The organism is Tardiphaga sp. 37S4 (assembly GCF_021044645.1).
GTDB classification, from domain to species: Bacteria; Pseudomonadota; Alphaproteobacteria; order Rhizobiales; family Xanthobacteraceae; genus Tardiphaga; species Tardiphaga robiniae.
This window is the reverse complement of the sequence record NZ_CP088008.1, coordinates 3,479,016-3,501,521: the sequence shown is the minus strand read 5'-3', so window position 1 is coordinate 3,501,521 and position 22,506 is coordinate 3,479,016. Positions and strand designations below refer to the sequence as shown.

Here is a 22,506-nt window from a genome sequence, read left to right as displayed (position 1 = left end):
GAGCGGCTGGAGCGGTTCTATCGCCAATCAGCGATTGAAGCCGGCCATCATGTTGCCAAAAGTCGGCGGCACATCTATAAAATTACCTTCCATTGCTCGAACCCGAGGGAGAGTCTGCATGAAGTCGATTGATCTGCTCTCCGGAATTCTCGGTTCGGTGCACGCATGCGGGTTTATGCGGGCTCGGTAAGCCCCGGTTTCCGCCTCTGCCGGTCGGGCCTGATGTCCCGACCATTCTGATTTTTCCCGTTTCTGTACTTTTAGGACGCTCGCGCTCGGTCTGGCCGTTGCGCGTCAAACCATGGAGCTGGTCTGCGCAGGGGCGCTGCCGGATGAAGTCATGACTCTGAAATCGAAGGACCGCGCCGCCGCCATCCGCGTGGTGATCCCTTTCGTGATCCGGCATTGGTTCCGGCAGCCCGGACGCGCGGCGACAGTTGCTGTCGGTCTGCTCGGCGCAACGGTGGCCGATCTGTTCATGCCGCTATTCTCCGGGCAACTGGTCGATGCCGTCACCAAAGGCGGTGCCGATCCGGTGGCCCGGCAGGCGGCACTCACAGCCTTCGGCGCCATCGTGGCGCTTGGCGCGATGTCGATGTTGCTGCGGCTGCTCGGCATCCACGCCATCGTCCCGTTCACGCTGCGCATCATGTCGGATCTGTCGCGCGAGGCCTTCGCGCGCGTGCAGCGTTTTTCGACCGACTGGCACGCCAACAGCTTCGCGGGCTCCACGGTGCGCAAGGTCACGCGCGGCATGTGGGCGGTCGATCTGCTCAATGACACGCTGTTGATGGCGCTGCTGCCGTCGCTGGTGGTGTTGCTTGGCTCGATGCTGCTGCTCGGCTGGCACTGGCCGGCGCTGGGCGGCGTGATCGCCGTCGGTACGGTGGTCTATATCGCCATGACCGTGTGGTTCTCCACGCGTTACATAGCGCCGGCCGCGCGCGTGTCGAATGCATGGGACACCAAGGTCGGCGGTACGCTGGCCGATGCGCTGACCTGTAACGCCGTGGTGAAATCCTTCGGCGCGGAAAGCCGTGAGGACGGTCGGCTGGGGCAGGTGATCGGCCGCTGGCGCGTGCGCGTGGCGCGCACATGGTATCGCTACAACACCACGAGCACGGTGCAGCTCGCAGTGCTCCTCTGCGTGCGCACGGCGGTGATCGGCGGCGCCTTGTGGCTGTGGCTGGACGGACAGGCCACGGCCGGTGATGTCACCTATGTGCTGACGAGCTATGTCGTCATTCACGGCTATCTGCGCGATGTCGGCATGCACATCAACAACCTGCAGCGTTCGGTGAACGACATGGAGGAGCTTGTCGCGATTCATGATGTCGCGCTCGGCATCGCCGATGCGCCGGATGCGCAGCCGATTGCGATCACCGGCGGGCGCATCCTGTTCGACGATGTGACGTTCCACTATGGCGGTCATGCCACGCCGCTCTATGACGGGCTGTCGGTCGACATCCGCGCCGGCGAGCGCGTCGGTCTGGTCGGGCGTTCGGGCTCCGGCAAGACGACATTCGTGAAGCTGATCCAGCGGCTCTATGATGTGTCGGGTGGTCAGATCATGATCGACGGTCAGAACATCGCCGATGTCACGCAGGAATCGTTGCGTAGTCGTATTGCGATTGTGCAGCAGGATCCGATCCTGTTTCACCGTTCGCTGGCCGACAACATCGCCTATGGCCGGCCCGGCGCCAGCATGGCGGCGATTGAACAGGCGGCGCGGCTGGCGAATGCGCATGACTTCATCACCCGGCTGCCGAAAGGCTACGGCACGCTGGTCGGTGAGCGTGGTGTGAAACTGTCGGGCGGCGAGCGGCAGCGTGTCGCTCTGGCGCGTGCGTTCCTGGCGGATGCACCGGTGCTGATTCTGGACGAGGCGACATCGAGTCTCGATTCAGAGTCGGAGGCGTTGATCCAGGAGGCGATGGAGCGGCTGATGAAAGGCCGCACCTCGATCGTGATCGCGCATCGCCTGTCGACGGTGCGCAGCCTCGATCGCATTCTGGTATTCGATCACGGGCATATCGCGGAAGAGGGCACCCATGCCACGCTCACAGCGCGACCGGGTGGCATCTATCGCGGCCTGTTCGAACGGCAGGTGCTGGATCTCGATCGCACCGCCGCCGCGGAATGATATCAGGAAGGAACGGGGGCCGCCGTTGGCCCTCGTTCGCATTTTGGCGCATGTCGTGAATGCGTTCGTCCCCCGTGGGCGAGCCGATCGTGGCGACACCCGCACGGTGACGCCCGTCGTCGCAAAATCGGATGTCGTTGACAGTTCCTGCTTTGCGCAACACTCTGTCGATCCTGCGACCAGTATAGACCGTATTGGGGCTCGACGATGGATTGCTCGCCGGACATTCAGACATGGTCGACTGCTCTCGTCGAGCCGGAACGACGGCTGGATTACTGGATTTCCGCTGTCTGCGAAGGCTTTCTGGAGATGGATATCGCCAGCCTCGCGCCCGCGAGCTTTGCGTCTGAACTTCAGCGCGGGCAGCTCGATGTGATTGGGGTCAATCAAGTTCGAGGCGATCCCCAGCATGTCTATCGCACCAGACGCGCCATCGCGCGCGGCCAGTCCAGTTTTTACTATCTGCTTTGCAAGACCGACCGGAACTGGTCGGCCACGCAATGCGAGAGAACGGCGATGTTGCGCCCCCATGATCTTCTTCTGGTGGATTCGCGGCGCCCCTATGAATTTCATTTTCCGGTGACGTCGGACACGATTTCGCTGGAGCTGCCGATGGGTTGGGTCGAGCGCTGGCTTACCGCGCCCGAGCAGCATCTTGGCCGGGTGATTGATGGACAGTCTGGCTGGGGACTGGCACTGAGCGGCTTCGTCCGGCAATGGTCACCGGAACTGGCCGTTCGCAGTCCGCTGCCGGCGTCTCTCCTCGTCGATCAATTGGGAGCCCTGCTGGCTCTGACACTGGAAGGCGATGTGACGCAGTCGCCGACGGAGACGTCTGGCACGGCCGCGCTGATTGATCGGATTCGTCGCGCTCTGCGCGAACGCTATGCCGAGCCCGGCCTCACTGCAGCGTCGATTGCCGCGCAACTGCAAATCTCGGAGCGCACGCTGCATCGCGGTCTCGCCAGCGCGTCCGTGACCTTTAGCGGGCTGCTTGCCGACTGCCGCATGTCAATGGCCCGCAAGATGCTGGCCGAGCCGCGCTTCGACCGTGTGAGTATCGGTGGCATCGGCCAGAAGGTCGGCCTGACGGATCCATCACACTTTATCCGCCAGTGCCGCAAATATCTGGGGGTGACACCCGGCGAGTTCAGGCGCCGACGATAGCCTGTGACGCAAATCGTCGATTGGGCTGGCACAATCCGGCCATCTGCCCGGCATGTCGGTGATTATGAATGTTCGGGAAACATCGGGAGGATTGCATGGCAGATCTATACGTCCTGGTTCACGGTGCCTGGCACACGGGGAAGGAGATGGACGCGGTCGCCGGTCATCTGCGGGCGAGCGGGCATGTAGTTCATTGCCCGACGGTCGCTGGCAACAACGCGAATGACGACCGCAGCACAGTTGGGCTTGCGCAGGCTATCGCTTCGATCGCGGATTATATCGAGAAGGAAGATCTGCGGGACATACGCCTTGTCGGACACAGCTATGGCGGCATGGTGATTTCGGGCGTCGCGGACCGTATGGCAGAACGCATCAAGCGGCTGGTCTATGTCAACGCCTTCGTTCCGCTGGACGGACAGTCGCTCAACGACATGGTGCCCCCGCATTACCTTGGCCTGTTCGATTCCATCGCTGCCGCCAACAACAACGCGGTGATGCTGCCGTTCGAAATCTGGCGTGACGCTTTTATCAACGATGCCGATTTCGGACTGGCGAAGTCGGCCTATGAGCAACTCAATCCGCATCCCTACAAGACATTCACCGACAAGATTTCGCTGAGCAAGCCTCTCGCCGAACTTGCGGTCGGGAAATCCTACGTGAATTGTCAGCAGGACATTGCGCTGCCACACAGCCTGCCATGGCATCCCCGACTATCCGAACGTCTTGGTCTGTTTCGGCTGGTCGAATGTCCGGGGAGCCATGAAATGTTCTTCAGCAATCCTGCACGCCTCGCAGAGGCGATCATTCAGGCAGGACGGGACTGAAGCAGATTTCGGTGCGGTCATCGGCGCCAAAACTGGCGAAGGGCCCGGCGTTTTGCGCCGGGCCCTTCGTTGTTCAGAAAGTTATCAGCCGGCCTGTAAGCCGGGTTCTGTAGGGCATCGCCGATTTGCACCGGCGATACGTGACGGCCATTCCTCTGGGACCATAGTTGCCTATGGCCTCAAGCAACCTACCCGGACAGCGAGCAAGACATTGCCCCGCAGTGTTATCGCTCAAGGTGAGCGAACTGACTGCTTTGCCGTCCCTATTCGGTTTTGCTCCCGGTGTGGTTTGCCATGCCGTTTCCGTTGCCGGATACGCGGTGCGCTCTTACCGCACCTTTTCACCCTTACCGCACCAACTCCTTGCGGAGGGAGGCGAGGCGGTTCGTTCTCTGTGGCACTTTCCCTGGGGTCACCCCCGCCGGACGTTATCCGGCACCGTATGTCGATGGAGCCCGGACTTTCCTCTCCCGCAGCCTTTCGACCGTAGCGGGAGCGGCCGTCCAGCCGACTGACGGCACAGGCATGGAGGCTCAGGGCCGTGGCGTCAAGCCAGGAACGCGCGCAGTCTTTGCCAAAATAAATTATCCTGAAGATGTCGTTCTGCTGCCGGTTCGTTCGACTGACCGCATGATCCCGGAAAGTGGCAACCAGTTTTCGGACCCGATCATGCCCATGTCACGGCGAATGCGCCGCTCAAGAGGAGAGAACGCAATGCAGTATCTGCTGATGATCTACCAGAACGAAGCCGAATACGCGAAAATGGACGCCGCCACAGGCAAGAAGATGCTTGAGGAATATGGCGCGTTCACCCAGTCCATCGTCCAGAGCGGCAATTTCAAGGCCGGTGACCGGCTGCAACCGACGACCACAGCGACCACGGTGCAGGTGCGCGACGGCAAGATGCTCACCACCGATGGTCCGTTCGCCGAGACGCGCGAACAGCTCGCTGGTTACTATCTGGTCGACGCCAAGGATCTCGATGCCGCACTGGCGATTGCGGCGCGGATTCCCAGTGCGCGGGTCGGTTCGATCGAGGTGCGGCCGATCTGGGTCTATAACTGACACCATGACGCTGGCCGAAATCGACAGGATCTTTCGCAACGAGGCGGGTCGCGCGCTGGCGACGCTGATCCGCCTCGTCGGCGATTTCGATTTGGCTGAAGATGCGTTGCAGGATGCCTTCGCGGTTGCGCTTGAAAAATGGCCAACCGCCGAGCCGCCGGCAAACCCGCGTGCGTGGCTTGTCAATGTCGGGCGCAACAAGGCGATCGACCGTGTCAGGCGTCTGGTCTCGTTTCGCGACAAGCAGGAACAGGTGACGCACGAGCTGTTGCTGAATGCGTGCGCAAATGACGATCGCTGTGATGACGCCGTTCTCGACGACGACATGTTGCGGCTGATTTTCATCTGCTGCCATCCGGCTTTCGCCGTGGAGGTGCAGGTGATGCTGACGCTGCGAACCGTCTGTGGATTGAGCACCGCTCAGGTGGCACGGGCGTTTCTGATCGGCGAAGACGCCATGGCGCAGCGTCTGGTGCGTGCCAAACAGAAGATCCGCATCGCCGGAATTCCCTATGAAGTGCCTGTGCTGGATGCGCTCGAACAGCGCCTGCGTGGCGTGTTGGCCGTGATCTATCTGGTTTTCACCGAAGGCTACGTTGCCACGTCAGGTGACGATCTGATGCGGCCGGACCTGGCGCGAGAAGCAATCCGGCTGGCTCGTTTGCTTGATGCGCTGATGCCGCAGCGACGCGAGATCAAAGGCCTGCTGGCGCTGATGCTGCTGCACGACGCGCGCCGCTCCGGTCGTGCGACGGCGGATGGCGATATCGTGCTGCTGGAAGCGCAGGATCGGTCGCTGTGGGATCACCAACAGATTGCCGAGGGATTGCGGCTGGTCGAGGACGCATTGCACGCTCCGGGCCGACCCGATGACTATGTGGTGCAGGCCGCGATCGCGGCGCTGCATGCGCAGGCGCCGAGCTATCAAGCCACCGACTGGCCGCAGATCGCTGGGCTCTACGAAGTTCTGCTGCGGATCAGGCCATCGCCGGTGATCGAGCTCAACCATGCCGCCGCGGTGGCGATGGTCGATGGTCCGCTGCGTGCCTTGAATCTGGTCGACGCATTGCAGGCGAGGGGCGGGCTCGACGGCTACGATCTGCTGCCGGCGGTGCGCGCCGACCTGTTGCGCCGTCTTGGCCGGCGCGATGCCGCCCGCGATGCGTATCATCGGGCCAGTGCGGCCACACAACTTGAGCCATTGCGTCGGCTTTACGCGCGCCGATTGGCTGAGCTGGACGAGATGACCGATCCGGAGATCTAGGCTGTCGCTTCGCTGGGCAGGCTGGCGAGCAGGGCCTGCAGCGTGGTCAGCGTCGAGTGATCCACGAGACCGTCGACGCGCTCGGGACGGAAATGGCGCTGGAAGGCGGTGACCACTTCCATGGTCGGAGCATTGTACTGGCCATCGGTCTCGATGCCGTAGCCATAGCGCGCCAATGCATGCTGCAGCGCCAGTACGTCGTCGCCTGCAGTGCCGAGTTTCATGGTTTCGCCGCGCACGATCGGCGCCGGCATCACCCAGTGTCCGACGCCCGAATTGGCCAGCGAGTGCCACGGGAATTTTTCGCCGGGATCCTTCTTGCGCGAGGGCGAGACGTCGGAATGGCCGAGCACGCGATGCGGCTGCAGGTCATGACGCAGCATGATGCCGCGGCAGAGTGCTGTGACGGCGGCGATCTGCCGGCTCGGAAAATCCGGATAGCCCCAGTCATGACCGCGATTGATGATCTCGATGCCGATCGAGCAGGAATTGATGTCCTCTTCGCCGGCCCAGAAACCGACGCCGGCGTGCCAGGCCCGCTTGGCTTCCGGCACCGTCTGCACGATGCGTCCATCCTCGAGCACGATGTAATGCGCAGAGACATCGGTGCCCGCGCTGCACAGGCGCGCGATCGCGCCTTCCGGATCGGGCATGCCGGTATAGTGCAGCACGATCATGTCGGGCACGAGGCCCTTGTTACGGTCACCGAAATTCGGCGACGGGATCACGTCGGAAACGACGGATGAATCCGGGGTAAAGGTCGGCATGTCCGCGGCGCCCTTGGGAATCGGGAGGGCGCGTTGACGCTTGGAGTCGGATCCAGCGGGTGCGGACGTAGGTGAAGCCATCAGAAAACTCAAATCAGTCACGAGAACAGTGGCACATATCGGTTGCGCCGCAGGCGCGTACTATCCTCGACCGGCACCTTGCTATGCAACGACTGCATGACAGTTTTGCCCCATTTTTATCCACTGTGGGCTTAAAGCATCAGCACTACGATGAAACCGGCACTTGCAATTGATCAACTGCTCTCCAACCCATCAACGCTTTCTTAACGCTAAGTGCCGTTACTGAGTGGTGAAGAGCCAACCTGAAAAGGGTGGCCAAAGTTCCATTTTGACGTTCAAATCCCATGGCAATCCCGACAAATCCATGCGGACGTCCGGCCTTTCCCGCGCCAAACGCGGGTGGTGCGTCGAATGGAACCCGCAATCGCGCGGCGACCGGGCTTTTCAGGAGGAAAAGCCAGGCGGCGCGCCGACAGTTGAGGCGACATGGGCCTGTTCGTGTCCAGTTTGATTTTGCGCCTCGATGCGAAGGAACGGAACGCGCTGTCTGCACGCCTCCGGCCGGCGCGCGCATGAGCACGCCCGATACAAGACATATCTCCGTTCTCGGCGTTGAAGCCGTCGACATGCTGAGCCCGCGCGCCGGTGGTATTTATGTCGATGCCACATTCGGCGCAGGCGGCTATTCCCGCGCCATTCTCGCGACCGAGCGAACCCGCGTCATCGCCATCGATCGCGACCGGACCGCCATCGCGGGTGGTTTCGATCTGGTCGACGCATCTGACGGCCGTCTCACGCTGGTCGAGGATCGCTTCTCCAATCTCGCCGATGTGTGTGCTGCGCAGGGCGAGCCGCTGGTCGATGGCGTCGTGATGGATGTCGGCGTCTCGTCGATGCAGATCGATCAGGCCGAACGCGGCTTCTCCTTCCGTTTCGACGGCCCGCTCGACATGCGCATGAGCCAGCACGGGCCGACCGCGGCCGATGTGGTGGCGAAGGCGTCCGAGGCCGATCTTGCCAATATCATCTATATCTTCGGCGAGGAGCGGCACTCCCGCTCTGTTGCGCGCGCGATCGTCGCGGCGCGCAAGGAAGCGCCGATCGAAACGACGAAACAGCTCGTCGATATCGTGCAGAAGGTCGTGTGGGCCAAGCCCGGCGAAATCCATCCGGCGACGCGGACATTCCAGGCGCTACGCATCTTCGTCAATGCAGAGCTCGACGAACTCCATACCGCGCTCGCCGCCGCCGAGCGCGTGCTGAAGCCGGGCGGCCGGCTGTCGGTGGTCTCGTTCCATTCGCTGGAAGACCGTATCGTCAAGAATTTCATGACCGAACGCAGCAAGACCGGCGGCGGATCGCGGCATCTGCCGGAGGTCGCGCAATCCCGTCCGCGCTTCTCGCTCGTCAACAAGCGCCCGATCACTGCTGGCGACGAAGAACTCAAGGCCAATCCGCGCGCGCGCTCTGCGAAGCTGCGCGGCGCCGAGCGCACCGATGCGCCGGCACAGGATGCCGGCCCGTTGCCGGGCTGGCCGACGCTTGCCTCTGTGATGAGGGGAGGCTGACCATGCGGATCATCCACCTTCTCGTCATCGCCGTTCTCGTCTTCGCCGCCGCCTATGTCTATCGCATCAAGATGGAATCCACGGTGCGCACCGAGAAGGTGCTGCGCCTGCATGCCGATATTCGCGAACAGCGCGATGCGATCGCGTCGTTGCGTGCCGAATGGGCCAAGCTGGATGCGCCGATGCGGCTGCAGGGTCTGGCCGAACGTCATCTCAAGCTGCAGCCGGTGACGGCGCAGCAATTCGACACGATGAAGAACCTGCCGGATCGGCCGCCGAACTTTGCCAAGCCCGGTGAGCCCGATCCGATCGGCGCGATGATCCACACCATCGATCCGGATATCGTGACCGGTTCGCTGCCGGCGCCGGAGGATCCGCAGTGACAGGTCCGCAACTCGACCCGAACAAACCGATCACCCGGCCGCCGGAGCCCTGGCGCCAGCGTCTGATCCGCAGTCTGCTCTACGGGCGCAACGTCGATCGTGCGGCGAAGGCACGCGCGCGCGTCGGTCTTGCGATGATCGCGTTCGGCGGTGTGTACGGCATCATTGCCGTGCGTCTGATCATGTTCGCCGTCAACGGCGACACCCATGCCGAGCGCCGCTCCACGCGTGACGCCATCGCGACCGCACGTCCCGATATCGTCGATCGCAACGGCGCGATCCTGGCGACCGACGTGAAGTCACCGTCGCTGTTCTCGGAGCCGCGCCGCATCATCGACAAGGACGAAGCGGTCGAATTGCTCACTGGCGCATTGCCTGATCTCGACGGCGCCGAAGTGCGCGAGCGGATCATGAGCAAGAAGGGCTTTGCCTGGCTGAAGCGCGAGATCACGCCGCAGCAGCAGCGCGACATTCATCGCCTCGGCATTCCGGGCATCGGCTTCCTGCGCGAGAACAAGCGCGTCTATCCGAGCGGTGCGGCGGTCTCGCATCTGATCGGCCTGACTAATATCGACAACCAGGGCATTGCGGGGATCGAGAAATGGCTAGACAGCAATGGCCTCGCGGATCTGCATCGCGCGGGCTTCGCATCCGACCGTCTGCAGAAGCCGGTCGAGCTCGCCGTCGACCTGCGCGTTGAACATGCGCTGCGTGACGAACTGCTCAAGGCCAAGGCGAAGTACAGCGCCAAGGCGGCGTCGGGTCTGGTGTCGAACGTGAAGACCGGCGAGATCGTCGCCATGGTCTCGCTGCCTGACTTCGATCCGAACAATCCCAAGGAAGCGCACGATCCCGATCGCATCAATCGCCTGACCACCGGCGTCTATGAAATGGGCTCGACCTTCAAGACGCTGACGCTGGCGATGGCGCTCGACAGTGGCAAGGCCAATCTCAATACGATGTATGACGCGCGCTATCCGCTCAGTTACGGCAAGTTCAAGATCCACGACACCCATCCGGTGCCGCGTCCGATCTCGCTCACCGAAGTCTTCACTTTTTCGTCAAACGTCGGTGCTGCGAAGATCGCGCTCGGGCAGGGCGTCGAAGCGCACAAGGCGTTCCTGAAGAAAGTCGGCCAGCTTGATCGCCTGCGCACCGAACTGCCGGAAAGCGCGATGCCGATCGTGCCGAAACGTTGGGGTGAACTGAACACCATCACCATCGCATTCGGTCACGGTATGGCCGTGGCGCCGCTGCAGGCGGTGATGGGCGTCAATGCGATGATCAATGGCGGTTTGCTAATCCCGCCGACCTTCCTGAAGCGCACCGAAGAGGAAGCGCGGGAGATCGGCAAGCGCGTCATCAAGAAAGAGACCAGCGACAAGGTGCGTTACATGATGCGCCTAAATGCCGAGACCGGTTCGGCGCGGCAGGCCGAAGCCAGGGCCAAGGGTTACTATCTCGGTGGCAAGACCGGTACGGCCGAGAAGGTCGTCAACGGCCGCTATTCCAAGAAGCAGGTGCTGAATTCCTTTACCGCCGTGCTGCCGATGGACAATCCGCAATTCCAGGTTCTGGTGATGCTGGACGAGCCGAAGGCGCTGCCGGAAACCCATGGTTTCATCACCTCGGGCTGGAATGCGGTGCCGACGGGGGGCAATGTGATCGCCCGTATCGCGCCGCTTTTGGGGCTTGAGCCGCGCTTCGATCTGGCGCCGTCCGACCGCCTTATTCTTGCGACATCCAAGGTGACTCAGTAACGCCGCATCTGCGCTTTACAGCCGGTGCAAAATGCGGTTTGCGTGGCGTTGCGGAACCCGATGTGTCCCTCGATCTGGCCTGCCCGGAGCAGCATGAAACTACGCGATTTGTTCAACCCTGATGCCGTGATGGAGCAGTCCGCAAGGGACGTCACCGTCACCGGACTGGCTGTGGACAGCCGCGCAGTGAAACCGGGCGATCTGTTCTTTGCACTCGCCGGTGCGAAGACCGACGGTTCGCGTTTCATCGCACAGGCACTGGCGTCGGGTGCCGTCGCTGTCGCCGGTGACAAGCCCGACGATGTGTCCGTACCCTTCGTGCGCACGCCCAATCCGCGCCTTGCGCTGGCTCTCGCGGCGTCGAAATTCTATCCGCGTCAGCCAGCGGTCATTGCCGCCGTCACGGGGACATCGGGCAAGACCTCGGTCGCATCCTTTGCACGCGAGATCTGGGGCCGCCTCGGATATGCCTCTGCCAGCATCGGCACCATCGGTCTCGTCTCGCCGAAGCGCACCGTCTATGGCTCGCTGACCACGCCGGATCCGATCTCGCTACACCAACAGATCGACGAGATCACCGGCGAGGGCGTCACTCATCTCGCGCTCGAAGCGTCGTCCCATGGCCTCGATCAATTCAGGCTTGATGGCGTGCGCGTCAGCGCCGCCGGCTTCACCAACCTGTCGCGCGATCACATGGACTACCATCCGGATGTCGCGCACTATCTCAGTGCCAAGCTGCGTCTGTTTCTCAATCTCGTCATTGACGGCGGCGTTGCCGTGATCGCTGCCGATCATGAGCATTCGCCGCAGGTGATCCATGCCGCACAGTCGCGCCACCTGCGTCTGATGAAGGTCGGTCGCAAGGGCGACGGCGTGGGCGAGGGTATTCGCCTTGTGGAGGCCACGGTCGAAGGCTTCGCGCAGAAACTCACACTTGAGCATCGCGGCAAGAGCCATCAGATCAAGCTGCCACTGGTCGGTGAATTCCAGATCGAGAACGCGCTGGTCGCGGCCGGTCTTGTGATCGGTACCGGCGGTGATGTCGATCCGACATTCGCCGCGCTCGAACATCTCCAAGGCGCCAAGGGGCGTCTCGAGCAGGTCGGCGCGCACAATGGCGCGCCGGTGTTCGTCGATTACGCACACAAGCCGGATGCACTGGCGAAGGCACTGCAGGCCCTGCGCCCTTACGCAAAGCGCAAGCTCGTCGTGGTGTTCGGCGCCGGCGGTGATCGCGATGCCGGCAAGCGGCCGCTGATGGGCGAGATTGCCGCCGAGAATGCCGACAGCGTGATCGTCACCGATGACAATCCGCGCAGCGAGAATCCTGCCACCATCCGCGCTGCCATTCTGGCCGCTGCGAAAGGCGCCATCGAAATCGGTGATCGCGCCGAAGCCATTCGCGTGGCCGTCGAGGGTCTGCAGCCCGGCGATGCCCTGCTGATCGCCGGCAAGGGCCACGAGACCGGACAGATCGTCGGTGACCGCACGCTGCCGTTCAGCGATCACGAGGCCGCCGCAGCGGCGCTTGCCAAGAGGACTGCATGAGCGAGTTTCTTTGGACATCTGCCGCGATGGCCGACGCGATGCACGCCACAATACAGGGCGCGCTGCCGGAAGGCATCACCGGCATCTCCATCGATACCCGCACCATCAAGCCGGGCGAGGCTTATTTCGCGATCAAGGGCGACGTGCATGACGGCCACGCCTTTGTCGAGGCCGCGCTGAAAGCCGGCGCTGGTCTCGCCGTCGTCGAAGCGGCGCAGCGCGACAAGTTTCCCACCGATGCGAGCCTGCTCGTCGTTGAGGATGTCCTCGCAGGTCTCGTCGCACTCGGCATCGCATCGCGTGCACGCCTGAAAGCGCCGATCATCGCAATCACTGGTTCGGTCGGCAAGACCTCGACCAAGGAAGCGCTGCGCCGCGTGCTGGAAGCGCAGGGCAAGACGCATGCGTCGGTCGCCTCGTTCAACAATCACTGGGGCGTGCCGCTGACGCTGGCGCGTTGTCCGGCCGATGTGCGCTTTGCGATCTTCGAAATCGGCATGAACCACGCGGGTGAAATCGAGACGCTGGTGAAGATGGTGCGACCGCATTTCGCCGTCATCACCACCGTCGAGCCGGTGCATCTGGAATTCTTCGCGGGCGTTGAAGCGATCGCCGACGCCAAGGCCGAAATCTTCTCGGGGCTTGAGCACGATGGCGTCGCGATCCTCAATCGCGACAATGCGCAATTCGCGCGGTTGCAGAAGAGCGCCAAGAAGGCAGGCGTCTCGCGCATCGTCTCGTTCGGTGCCGACCAGAAGGCTGAGGCGCGGTTGCTCGACGTCTCATTGCACCCAACCTGCTCGGCGGTGCACGCCAATATCCTCGGCCATGACGTCACCTACAAGCTCGGTATGCCCGGCCGCCACATGGCAATGAATTCGCTGGCGGTGCTGGCGGCAGCCGAATTGATGGGCGCCGATCTCGTTCATGCCGCGCTGACGCTGTCGCAGGTCGTGCCCGCTGTGGGCCGCGGTGCTCGCCATGTGCTCGAAGTGCCGGGCGGCGAGGCGACGCTGATTGATGAGAGCTACAATGCCAATCCGGCTTCGATGGCGGCCGCCATCAACGTGCTGGGCGCTGCGGCTGTCGGGCCAAAGGGCCGTCGCATTGCGGTGCTCGGCGACATGCTCGAACTCGGCGCCGATGGCGCGAAACTTCATGCCGGGTTGCTGGATGCGGTGCAGTCCAATGGCATCGATCTGGTATTTTGCTGTGGTCCCCTGATGCGCAATCTTTGGGACGCCCTTTCCACGGGCAAGCGGGGCGGCTATGCCGGGGATGCGGCGGCGCTCGAATCGCAGGTGCTGGCCGCAATCCGCGCCGGTGACGCCATCATGGTCAAGGGCTCGCTCGGCTCGAAGATGAAACCGATTGTCTCCGCGCTCGAAAAGCGCTTTCCCGGCAACGCCGCGCTCGACGACGCCGCGGTATAGGGCGGACTGAATGTTCTACTGGCTGATCGACTTCGCGGGCACCGTGCCGGTGTTCAACGTGTTCCGCTACATCACCTTCCGCACCGGCGGCGCAGTGGTCACCGGCGCACTGTTCGTGTTCCTGTTCGGACCCTGGATCATCGACAATCTGCGCCTGCGCCAGGGCAAAGGTCAGCCGATCCGCACCGACGGCCCGCAGTCGCATCTGGTCAAGGTGGGCACGCCGACCATGGGCGGGCTGATGATCCTGTCCGGCCTCGTGGTCTCCACGCTGCTCTGGGCCAATCCGCGCAATCCCTATGTCTGGATCGTGCTGGCCGTGACGCTCGGCTTCGGCTTCGTCGGCTTCTATGATGATTATCTCAAGGTCACCAAGCAGAGCCACAAGGGCTTTGCCGGTCGCACACGCCTTATGATCGAATTCATCATCGCGGGTGCCGCCTGTTTCGCCTTCGTCAAGCTCGGCCGCGATCCGCTGTCCTCCTCGCTGGTGATCCCGTTCCTCAAGGACGTGATCGTGAATTTCGGCTGGTTCTTCGTGCTGTTCGGTGCCTTCATCGTCGTTGGCGCCGGCAATGCCGTGAACCTCACTGACGGTCTCGATGGTCTGGCCATCGTGCCTGTCATGATCGCATCGGCCTCGTTCGGCATGATCGCCTATCTCGCCGGCAACGCGGTGTTCTCCGACTACCTGCAGATCAACTACGTCGCGGGCACCGGTGAACTCGCTGTGCTCTGCGGCGCGGTGCTCGGGGCAGGGCTTGGCTTCCTCTGGTTCAACGCGCCGCCGGCCTCGATTTTCATGGGCGATACCGGCTCGCTGGCGCTGGGCGGCATGCTCGGCTCCATCGCGGTGGCCGTGAAGCACGAGATCGTGCTCGCGGTGATCGGCGGCCTGTTCGTGCTCGAAGCCGTATCGGTGATCGTGCAGGTCACCTCCTTCAAGCTCACCGGCAAGCGCGTGTTTCGCATGGCGCCGATCCATCACCACTTCGAGCAGAAGGGCTGGACCGAGCCGCAGATCGTCATTCGCTTCTGGATCATCTCGGTGATGCTGGCGCTGGTCGGCCTCTCCACGCTGAAGCTGCGGTGATCTCGTGATCCCCGTCACCTCATTCGCCGGCAAGACCGTCGCCGTGTTCGGGCTCGGCGGCTCCGGCCTCGCGTCCTGCCACGCGCTGCAGGCGGGCGGTGCCGAAGTCATCGCCTGTGACGACAGCATCGACAGAATGGTCCAGGCCACGCAGGCCGGTTTCATTACCGCCGATTTGCGCACGGTGGCATGGGGTGCCTTTGCCGCATTGATCCTGACGCCCGGTGTGCCGCTGACGCATCCGGCGCCGCATTGGACAGTCGTCGCCGCGAAAGCAGCAGGCGTCGAAGTCATCGGCGACATCGAATTATTCTGCCGTGAGCGCAAGCTGCATGCGCCCGATGCGCCTTTCGTTGCTATCACTGGCACCAACGGCAAATCGACGACGACAGCGCTCGTTGCGCATCTGATGCGCGAGGCGGGTTTCGATACGCAGATGGGCGGCAATATCGGTACCGCGATCCTGTCGCTCGAGCCACCGCGCGCTGGCCGCGTCCATGTGATCGAGATGTCGTCCTATCAGATCGATCTCACGCCCTCGCTCGATCCGTCGGTCGGCATCCTGCTCAATGTCACGCCCGATCACATCGATCGTCACGGCACTTTGGCGCACTACGCTGCGGTGAAGGAACGTCTTGTCGCCGGTGTGCAGGTGAGTGGTACGGCGATCATCGGCGTCGATGACGACTGGTGCAGCAAGGCCGCTGATCGCATCGAGCAGTCCGGCAAGCGCGTGATCCGCGTTTCTGTCGAACATCCGCTGGCCGATGGCCTCACCATCCGTGGCAGCAGCATCGTGCGCAATGCCGGCGGCGCGCAGAGCGATGTCGTCGATATCGCGGGTATCGGCTCGCTGCGCGGCCTGCACAACGCGCAGAATGCAGCATGTGCCTCGGCGGCAGCGCTGGCACTGGGCGTCAGTTCAGCCGTGCTGCAGAAGGGCCTGCGCAGCTTTCCCGGTCTTGCCCATCGCATGGAGCAGGTCGGGCGTCAGGGCGCGACGTTGTTTGTCAACGACTCCAAGGGCACCAATGCCGACGCTGCGGCGAAAGCGCTGTCGTCCTTCAACGACATTTTCTGGATTGCCGGTGGCAAGCAGAAGGAAGGCGGCATCACTTCGCTGGCCGAATTCTTCCCGCGCATCCGGAACGCCTATCTGATCGGCGAAGCGGCCAATGATTTTGCGCAGACGCTGGACGGCAAGGTGCCGTATGAGATCAGCGTTAGTCTCGACGTCGCCGTGGCCAACGCCGCGCGCGATGCCGCGGAGGCTGGGCTCGCTGAACCCGTCGTGCTGCTGTCACCCGCCTGCGCCTCATTCGACCAGTTCCGGAACTTTGAAATTCGGGGCGACCGGTTCCGGGAACTGGTGCTGGCGCTGGATGGGGTGAGGGCGGTTTAGTTTTCTTTACCTCTCCCCGCATAGCGGGGAGAGGTCGGATCGCTGCGAAGCGAAGCTTCGTTGCGATCCGGGTGAGGGGCAGGGCACTGACTCTCCACAACTGAGAACTCACGGATCCCTCAGATCTCTCTCGTGCGGAAACGTTGCCGGCCGACCCGATGGTGCTTCGATGGCGCGTGCCCCGTGCCTTGCCCCTCACCCGAAATCCTCGCTTCGCTCCGATTTCGACCTCTCCCCGCAAACGCGGGGAGAGGTAAGCCAGCCCCATTCCCTCCAAATTTTCACAATCCATTAACCGTCTGGCAACCACGATGGCCCATCGATAGGAGTTCATCGACCCGCAGGACGCGCTTATGATCTCTCGCGAACAACGCACGCCGCTCAGCGAATGGTGGTGGACCGTGGACCGCCTGCTGCTGGCGGCGATCATCGCGCTGATGCTGGCCGGGGTTATCCTCTCGCTCGCGGCGTCGCCGCCGGTGGCGACCCGCATCGGGCTCGATCCGTTCCACTTCTTCAACCGGCATATCCTGTTCCTGGTGCCGTCGATTATCGTACTGATCGGCGTGTCCTTCATGACGCCGCGGCAGATCCGTCGTTCGGCCCTTGTCGTGTTCGCGATCTCCATCGTGCTGATCCTGGCGACCTTGCTGATCGGGCCGGAAGTGAAGGGCGCCAAGCGCTGGATCACCATTCTCGGCATCAACATCCAGGCGTCGGAATCCGCCAAGCCGGCTTTCGTCGTCATCGCCGCCTGGCTATTCTCGGAATCCGCGCGCAAGCCGGAGATGCCGGCGACCTCGATGGCGATCGTCCTGCTGATGATGCTGGTGTCGCTGCTGGTGATGCAGCCTGACTTCGGCCAGACTATGCTGATCCTGATGGCCTGGGGTTCGCTGTTCTTCATCGCCGGCATGCGCATGGTCTGGGTGTTCGGCCTCGGCGCCACCGCGGCAGGCGGGCTATTGATGGCTTACTTCCTGGTGCCGCACGTGGCCGGCCGTATCAAACGCTTCATGGATCCGGCTTCGGGTGACACGTTCCAGGTCGACACCGCCATGGAGGCCTTCTCGAATGGCGGCTGGTTCGGCCTCGGGCCGGGCGAGGGCATTGCCAAGCGCAGCCTGCCGGACAGCCACACCGACTTCGTCTTTGCCGTGGGCGCCGAAGAGTTCGGCATCCTGCTGTGCCTCGCCGTGCTCAGCCTGTTTGCCTTCATCGTGATCCGCGCGATGTCGCGCGCTTACGCCACCGAAGATCTGTTCTCGCGTTTTGCTGCGTCGGGTCTCGCGATCCTGTTTGGCGTGCAGGCGGCGATCAACATGGCGGTGAATCTGCATCTGATCCCCGCCAAGGGCATGACGCTGCCCTTCATTTCCTATGGCGGCTCGTCGATGATCTCGCTGGCTTACAGCGTCGGCATGCTGCTCGCTTTGACGCGGATGCGCCCGCGCACCGAAGTCGAGGCGATCGACGCCCACGTCGCGCGCACTTACGCGTGATGAGTACCGCGCCCCTCATATTGCTGGCGGCGGGCGGCACCGGCGGACATCTGTTTCCGGCGGAAGCGCTCGGCGTTGCGCTGATGAAGCGCGGGCTGCGCGTCCGGCTCGTGACAGATGCGCGTGCGCTGAAATATAGCGGTCTGTTTTCGCGCGAGATGATCGACGTGGTGCCGAGCGAGACGGTGCGCTCCCGCAATCCCATCTCACTGGCCCGCACCGCGATCATGCTCGCTGCCGGCACCGCGATGGCGCTGAATCTGATGCGCAGCCTGAAGCCCGCGGCGGTGATCGGCTTCGGTGGCTATCCGACTGTGCCGCCACTGTTTGCCGCGCGTCTGTTCGGCATTCCCACCCTCATTCACGATTCCAACGCCGTGATGGGCCGCGCCAATCGCATGCTGTCCGGCAAGGTCAGCGCCATCGCGACGTCGTTGCCCGGCGTGCTCGACCGCGATCCCGAATTGTCGAAGAAGACCACCACGACAGGCACTCCGATGCGCCCGGCGATCCTCGCGGCCGCCGCCGTCCCCTATGCCGCGCCGGATCTCACCGGGCCATTCCGCTTGCTCGTCGTCGGCGGCAGCCAGGGCGCGCGCATCATGGCTGATATCGTCCCGCCGGCGATCGAGCGTCTCGAACCGGCGCTGTGGAATCGCCTCGTGCTCACACAACAGGTGCGCGACGAAGACATGAGCCGTGTGCGTGCGGTCTATGACAAGCTCAAGATCAGGGCCGAACTCGCACCGTTCTTCAGCGATCTCCCCGCGCGTCTCGCGTCAGCCCAACTCGTCATCTCGCGTTCCGGTGCGGGCACCGTCGCCGAACTCGGGGCCATCGGGCGGCCGTCCATTCTGGTGCCGCTGCCCGGTGCGCTCGATCAGGATCAGTTCGCCAATGCCGGTGTGCTTGCCGATGCCGGCGGCGCACTCCGCATCGCGCAGAGCGACTTTACGCCGGATCGTCTGGCGGCTGAAATCTCGGCGCTGGCCGGCGAGCCGTCGCGGTTGACCGCGATGGCCTCAGGCGCCCGCAAGGTCGGCAAGCTCGATGCCGCGGAGCGTTTGGCGGATCTGGTCGCCAAGGTCGCGAAGATTTAGGTCATCGGTTCTGCTACACGTCGTTCCCACGCGGTTCGCCCCGGGGGGACAATGAGCGGAGAGCATCTTTCCAATATTCCGATGACGCACCGCGAGACGGCGAGGGTCGCGCTCAGGGCGACCGTCGGTTCTGCAACCATCGATTCCATCCGGCCGATTCCAGGTGGCGTCTCGGGTGCTTTTGTCTATCGAGTAGCCGCCGGCGATCGCCGCTACGTATTGCGCATGGAGGGGGCCGCAAGTCCGCTGCGTAATCCGCACCAATATACGTCGATGCGCATCGCCGCACAGGCAGGGATCGCGCCGCGGCTGCACTATGTGGATGAGACCGCACGTGTCGCGGTGATGGATTTCATCGTCGAACAGCCTCTGCAGTCCTATCCCGGCGGCCCTCACGCTTTGGCACAGGCGCTGGGAGACATGCTGCGGCGCCTGCAGGGCACGCCAAGGTTCGGGCGCTTCGTCGACTATCCGGATATCACAGCTCGGCTGTGGGCCCATGTCTGCCGCACAAATCTGTTTGCGCCCGGTGTGCTCGATGCCCACACGCAGCGTCTGGCAGACCTCCGTAGCGCCTATACGTGGAATAGCGACGAGGCGGTTTCCAGCCACAACGATATCCTGCCGCGCAACCTTCTGTTCGATGGCGAGCGTCTGTGGCTGGTCGATTGGGAGTCGGCCTATTGCAACGATCCCGTCGTCGATATGGCGACCATGCTCGATAACTTTGCGCCGTCACCTGAACTCGAAGAGGTGCTTTTGCAGGCATGGCTCGGTTACCCGCCTGATCGCAGCCTGCGCGATCGACTCGAACTGATGCGCGCGCTCACCCGTCTGTTTTATGCGGGCGTCCAGTTCAGCGCGGTCGCGACCGCGTCGCGCTCGGTGCCGGACACGGATCTCTCGGCTCCTACACTTGCGGAATTCCAGCAGGCCTTGCGCGATGGGCGGCTGGCGCCCGACGCGTTGGAGACCAGGCATCTGCTTGGAAAGATGTATCTCGCTGCATTTTTCACGGGCGAGAAACCGCCGGGGCTGCCTCCGCCGATCAGTGCCTTTCAAGTGATGGGCACAGCGGAGGCATGACGACGAGATGCTGGACGCTACAGCCTCACGGTCTCCACCAGATAATCCAGAAACGCCCGCACCCTTGCGGGCAATTGCCCGCCGTGGCCGACGAACACCGCGTGGATCGGTTCGATGTCGCCTGGATTGAAAGCTTCGAGCACCGGCACCAGCCGGCCGGCTTTGATATCGGCCTCGACGTGAAAGCGCGCCAGTCGCGCGAGGCCCATGCCGGCCACGGCGAGGTGCTGCATCGCTTCGCCGTCGCTGACGAGGGCATTCCCTGACGGCATCACGGCGATTGTTTCGCCGCCGATCTTGAACGGCCAGCCGTTCTCCCACTTGGCAAAGCCGAAGCGCAGCAGATTATGGTCAGCGAGATCGTCCGGCGTCTTGGGTGTGCCGCGCTCTTTGAGATAGTCCGGCGCGGCAACCACCACCATCCGGCTCTCGCCGAGTTTGCGCGCCAGCAGTCGTGACTCGCGCATCAAGCCAACGCGAATGGCGACATCGGCGCGCTCTTCCAGGAGATCCACGACGAGATCGGTCAGCACGACCTCGACCTTGATGTCGGGATAGCGCTTCGCGAAATCCGGCAGCAGCGGCAGCAGGAGACGCAGGCCGAAGGGCACGCTGGTATTGACGCGCAGCAGGCCGCTCGGTGTTGCGCCGATGGCAGCTTCGCGTTCGGCCGCGCTGATCTCGTCGAGAATGCGTAGTGCGCGCTCATAGAAAGCGCTGCCTTCCGGCGTGAGCTGAAGCTTGCGCGTCGAGCGATTGATGAGCCGCACGCCGAGCCGCCCTTCCAGCCGCGCCACCAGTTTGCTGACGGCAGAGGGGGTCATCCGGAAGGCCCGCGCCGCGGTCGAAAAACCGCCGAGCTCGACCACGCGGGTGAACACTTCCATCTCGCCGGAGCGGTTGACGTCCAGTCGTGACATCTGACTTCAATCTATTGAGTGAATTCAATTCACAAATATTGTGCCTATGCCACGTCTATCTCATCAATGTCCGGAGGTCCACATCTCCCGCTGTCGGGCATCTGGCCCGTTTCACGCACGGGATAGGATCATGCCTCTCGCACTCTACGCGCTTACCGCCGGCGCCTTCGGAATTGGTGTCACCGAATTCGTCATCATGGGTCTCCTGATCGAGGTCGGCGGCGACCTCGGCGTGTCGATCCCGGCAGCGGGTCTGCTGATCTCGGGCTATGCGTTGGGTGTCGTGCTCGGCGCCCCGATCATGACCGTCGCGACCGCCCGCTGGCCGCGCAAGACCGTGCTGCTGGTGCTGATGGCAATCTTCACCATCGGCAATCTCGCTTGCGCCCTGGCGCCGGATTACTGGAGCCTGATGGCGGCACGCGTGCTCACGGCTTTCGCGCATGGCACCTTCTTCGGCGTCGGCTCGGTGGTGGCGACCACGCTGGTGGCGCCGGACAAAAAGGCCTCGGCCATCGCCATCATGTTCACCGGTCTGACCGTGGCGAATATTCTCGGCGTGCCATTCGGTACCTGGCTGGGGCAGGGGTTTGGCTGGCGCGCGACCTTCTTCTCCGTGACCGCCGTTGGCGTCGCCGCCTTCGCAATCATCGCACTGTTCGTGCCGCAAGATAAGGAAAAGCCCGCGCCGTCGAATCTGAAACAGGATCTCGCGGTGCTCGCGCGTCCGCAGGTGCTGCTTGGCCTGCTCACTACGGTGCTGAGCTGGATTGGTGTATTCGCGCTGTTCACCTACATCGCGCCGATCCTGACCCGGCTGGCCGGCTTTTCGGAGACCGCGGTGTCGCCGATCCTGCTGGTGTTCGGCGGCGGGCTGGTGGTCGGCAATCTGGTCGGCGGACGGCTCGCCGACCGCTGGCTGCTGCCGACGGTGCTGGGCAGCCTCGCTGCACTGGCGGTGGTGCTGTTCCTGATGACCTTCGCTGTTCACAGCCAGATCGCCGTGGTGGCATTCGTGGCGCTGCTCGGCGCCGTGGGCTTCGCCACCGTGCCGCCGTTGCAGATGTGGGTGCTGGAGAAGGCCCATGGCGCCGGCCAGAGCCTGGCCTCGAGCTTCAACATCGCGGCGTTCAATCTCGGCAACGCCATCGGGGCCTGGCTCGGCGGTGCGGTGATCGATCACGGGGGTCTCGCTTCGGTGCCGTGGGTCGCTGCATTGGCGCCGCTGGCAGCGCTCGCTGTGGCACTTTGCGCAATCCGCTTCGACCGGGGGCGGGCTGCGGTTCCCGCGGCGGCAGAGTAGGGCACAGCAGCAGCGAAGGTGGCGGATTCGTCTGATCCGCAAGCCAAATTTCCGTCTTTTTCGTCATGGCCGGGCTTGTCCCGGCCATCCACGTCTGTTTGAAGGAGTCATCTGTTAGACAAGCCTTGGATGCCCGGACGTCCAGCGAAGCTCGCTT

At 63.1% G+C, this 22,506-nt stretch carries 18 protein-coding genes and 1 other RNA gene; 16 read left to right on the top strand and 3 right to left on the bottom strand.

The genetic code is table 11. The features are described 5' to 3' along the window. The first annotated feature begins 340 nt into the window (after positions 1 to 340). From LPB73_RS16695 to LPB73_RS16685, 3 genes are all read left to right on the top strand, one after another. Positions 341 to 2,143: an ABC transporter ATP-binding protein gene (locus LPB73_RS16695; protein ID WP_231077585.1), complete on the top strand. Its 1,803-nt coding sequence runs from the start codon at positions 341 to 343 to the stop codon at positions 2,141 to 2,143. Between the two features lie 207 nt (positions 2,144 to 2,350). Beyond that, positions 2,351 to 3,310, top strand: coding sequence for a helix-turn-helix domain-containing protein (locus LPB73_RS16690; protein WP_256461197.1), 960 nt, complete (start codon positions 2,351 to 2,353; stop codon positions 3,308 to 3,310). A gap of 95 nt (positions 3,311 to 3,405) precedes the next feature. Next, on the top strand, positions 3,406 to 4,134 hold the full coding sequence (locus tag LPB73_RS16685; RefSeq protein ID WP_231077583.1) for an alpha/beta hydrolase: 729 nt from the start codon (positions 3,406 to 3,408) through the stop codon (positions 4,132 to 4,134). 80 nt (positions 4,135 to 4,214) lie between these two features. On the opposite strand, the gene rnpB is transcribed toward LPB73_RS16685, so the two are convergent. Continuing rightward, positions 4,215 to 4,649, bottom strand: an RNA gene (rnpB, locus tag LPB73_RS16680) — RNase P RNA component class A. A gap of 199 nt (positions 4,650 to 4,848) precedes the next feature. On the opposite strand from rnpB, the gene LPB73_RS16675 reads away from it, so the two are divergent. Continuing rightward, positions 4,849 to 5,199 (top strand): YciI family protein, encoded by a 351-nt coding sequence (locus tag LPB73_RS16675; protein ID WP_068732310.1) that lies wholly within the window; start codon positions 4,849 to 4,851, stop codon positions 5,197 to 5,199. Positions 5,200 to 5,203: 4 nt separating this feature from the next. Continuing rightward, positions 5,204 to 6,463 carry an RNA polymerase sigma factor gene (locus tag LPB73_RS16670; RefSeq protein WP_231077582.1) on the top strand — a complete coding sequence of 420 codons (1,260 nt, stop codon included), beginning with the start codon at positions 5,204 to 5,206 and terminating at the stop codon, positions 6,461 to 6,463. On the opposite strand, the gene LPB73_RS16665 is transcribed toward LPB73_RS16670, so the two are convergent. Next, positions 6,460 to 7,311: an N-acetylmuramoyl-L-alanine amidase gene (locus tag LPB73_RS16665; protein ID WP_089267353.1), complete on the bottom strand. Its 852-nt coding sequence runs from the start codon at positions 7,309 to 7,311 to the stop codon at positions 6,460 to 6,462. The two genes, LPB73_RS16670 and LPB73_RS16665, sit on opposite strands and share 4 nt — an antisense overlap. A gap of 512 nt (positions 7,312 to 7,823) precedes the next feature. Here LPB73_RS16665 and rsmH point away from each other — a divergent pair. From rsmH to LPB73_RS16615, 10 genes are all read left to right on the top strand, one after another. Continuing rightward, entirely contained in the window at positions 7,824 to 8,819 is a 996-nt protein-coding gene (gene rsmH, locus LPB73_RS16660; RefSeq protein ID WP_231077581.1) for a 16S rRNA (cytosine(1402)-N(4))-methyltransferase RsmH, read from the top strand. A gap of 2 nt (positions 8,820 to 8,821) precedes the next feature. Beyond that, a complete protein-coding gene (gene ftsL, locus LPB73_RS16655; RefSeq protein WP_089267351.1) occupies positions 8,822 to 9,202 on the top strand; it encodes a cell division protein FtsL in 381 nt (126 codons plus the stop codon). Beyond that, complete coding sequence (locus tag LPB73_RS16650) at positions 9,199 to 10,962, top strand: peptidoglycan D,D-transpeptidase FtsI family protein (protein WP_231077580.1); 1,764 nt, start codon at positions 9,199 to 9,201, stop codon at positions 10,960 to 10,962. The genes ftsL and LPB73_RS16650 overlap by 4 nt, the downstream gene beginning before the upstream one ends. A 93-nt stretch (positions 10,963 to 11,055) precedes the next feature. Next, positions 11,056 to 12,510: a UDP-N-acetylmuramoyl-L-alanyl-D-glutamate--2,6-diaminopimelate ligase gene (locus LPB73_RS16645; protein ID WP_231077579.1), complete on the top strand. Its 1,455-nt coding sequence runs from the start codon at positions 11,056 to 11,058 to the stop codon at positions 12,508 to 12,510. Next, the gene (locus LPB73_RS16640; protein ID WP_231077578.1) at positions 12,507 to 13,943 is read left to right on the top strand and encodes a UDP-N-acetylmuramoylalanyl-D-glutamyl-2,6-diaminopimelate--D-alanyl-D-alanine ligase; all 1,437 of its coding nucleotides are present in this window, start codon (positions 12,507 to 12,509) and stop codon (positions 13,941 to 13,943) included. Before LPB73_RS16645 ends, LPB73_RS16640 begins: the two co-directional genes overlap by 4 nt. Before the next feature lie 10 nt (positions 13,944 to 13,953). After that, on the top strand, positions 13,954 to 15,036 hold the full coding sequence (mraY, locus tag LPB73_RS16635) for a phospho-N-acetylmuramoyl-pentapeptide-transferase (protein ID WP_093760528.1): 1,083 nt from the start codon (positions 13,954 to 13,956) through the stop codon (positions 15,034 to 15,036). Positions 15,037 to 15,040: 4 nt separating this feature from the next. Then, positions 15,041 to 16,438: a UDP-N-acetylmuramoyl-L-alanine--D-glutamate ligase gene (gene murD, locus LPB73_RS16630; protein ID WP_231077577.1), complete on the top strand. Its 1,398-nt coding sequence runs from the start codon at positions 15,041 to 15,043 to the stop codon at positions 16,436 to 16,438. A 353-nt stretch (positions 16,439 to 16,791) separates the two neighbouring features. Next, a complete protein-coding gene (gene ftsW / locus LPB73_RS16625; RefSeq protein ID WP_089267347.1) occupies positions 16,792 to 17,940 on the top strand; it encodes a putative lipid II flippase FtsW in 1,149 nt (382 codons plus the stop codon). After that, positions 17,937 to 19,040 (top strand): undecaprenyldiphospho-muramoylpentapeptide beta-N-acetylglucosaminyltransferase, encoded by a 1,104-nt coding sequence (murG, locus tag LPB73_RS16620; protein ID WP_231077576.1) that lies wholly within the window; start codon positions 17,937 to 17,939, stop codon positions 19,038 to 19,040. The genes ftsW and murG overlap by 4 nt, the downstream gene beginning before the upstream one ends. Positions 19,041 to 19,091: 51 nt before the next feature. Next, positions 19,092 to 20,126: a phosphotransferase gene (locus LPB73_RS16615; protein WP_231077575.1), complete on the top strand. Its 1,035-nt coding sequence runs from the start codon at positions 19,092 to 19,094 to the stop codon at positions 20,124 to 20,126. 17 nt (positions 20,127 to 20,143) lie between these two features. Here the strand turns inward: LPB73_RS16615 and LPB73_RS16610 are convergent, their stop codons facing one another. Beyond that, positions 20,144 to 21,046, bottom strand: coding sequence for a LysR family transcriptional regulator (locus LPB73_RS16610; RefSeq protein WP_093760520.1), 903 nt, complete (start codon positions 21,044 to 21,046; stop codon positions 20,144 to 20,146). Between the two features lie 130 nt (positions 21,047 to 21,176). Between LPB73_RS16610 and LPB73_RS16605 the strand changes: the two genes are divergently transcribed. Beyond that, positions 21,177 to 22,349, top strand: coding sequence for an MFS transporter (locus LPB73_RS16605; RefSeq protein WP_231077574.1), 1,173 nt, complete (start codon positions 21,177 to 21,179; stop codon positions 22,347 to 22,349). Positions 22,350 to 22,506 lie beyond the last annotated feature (157 nt).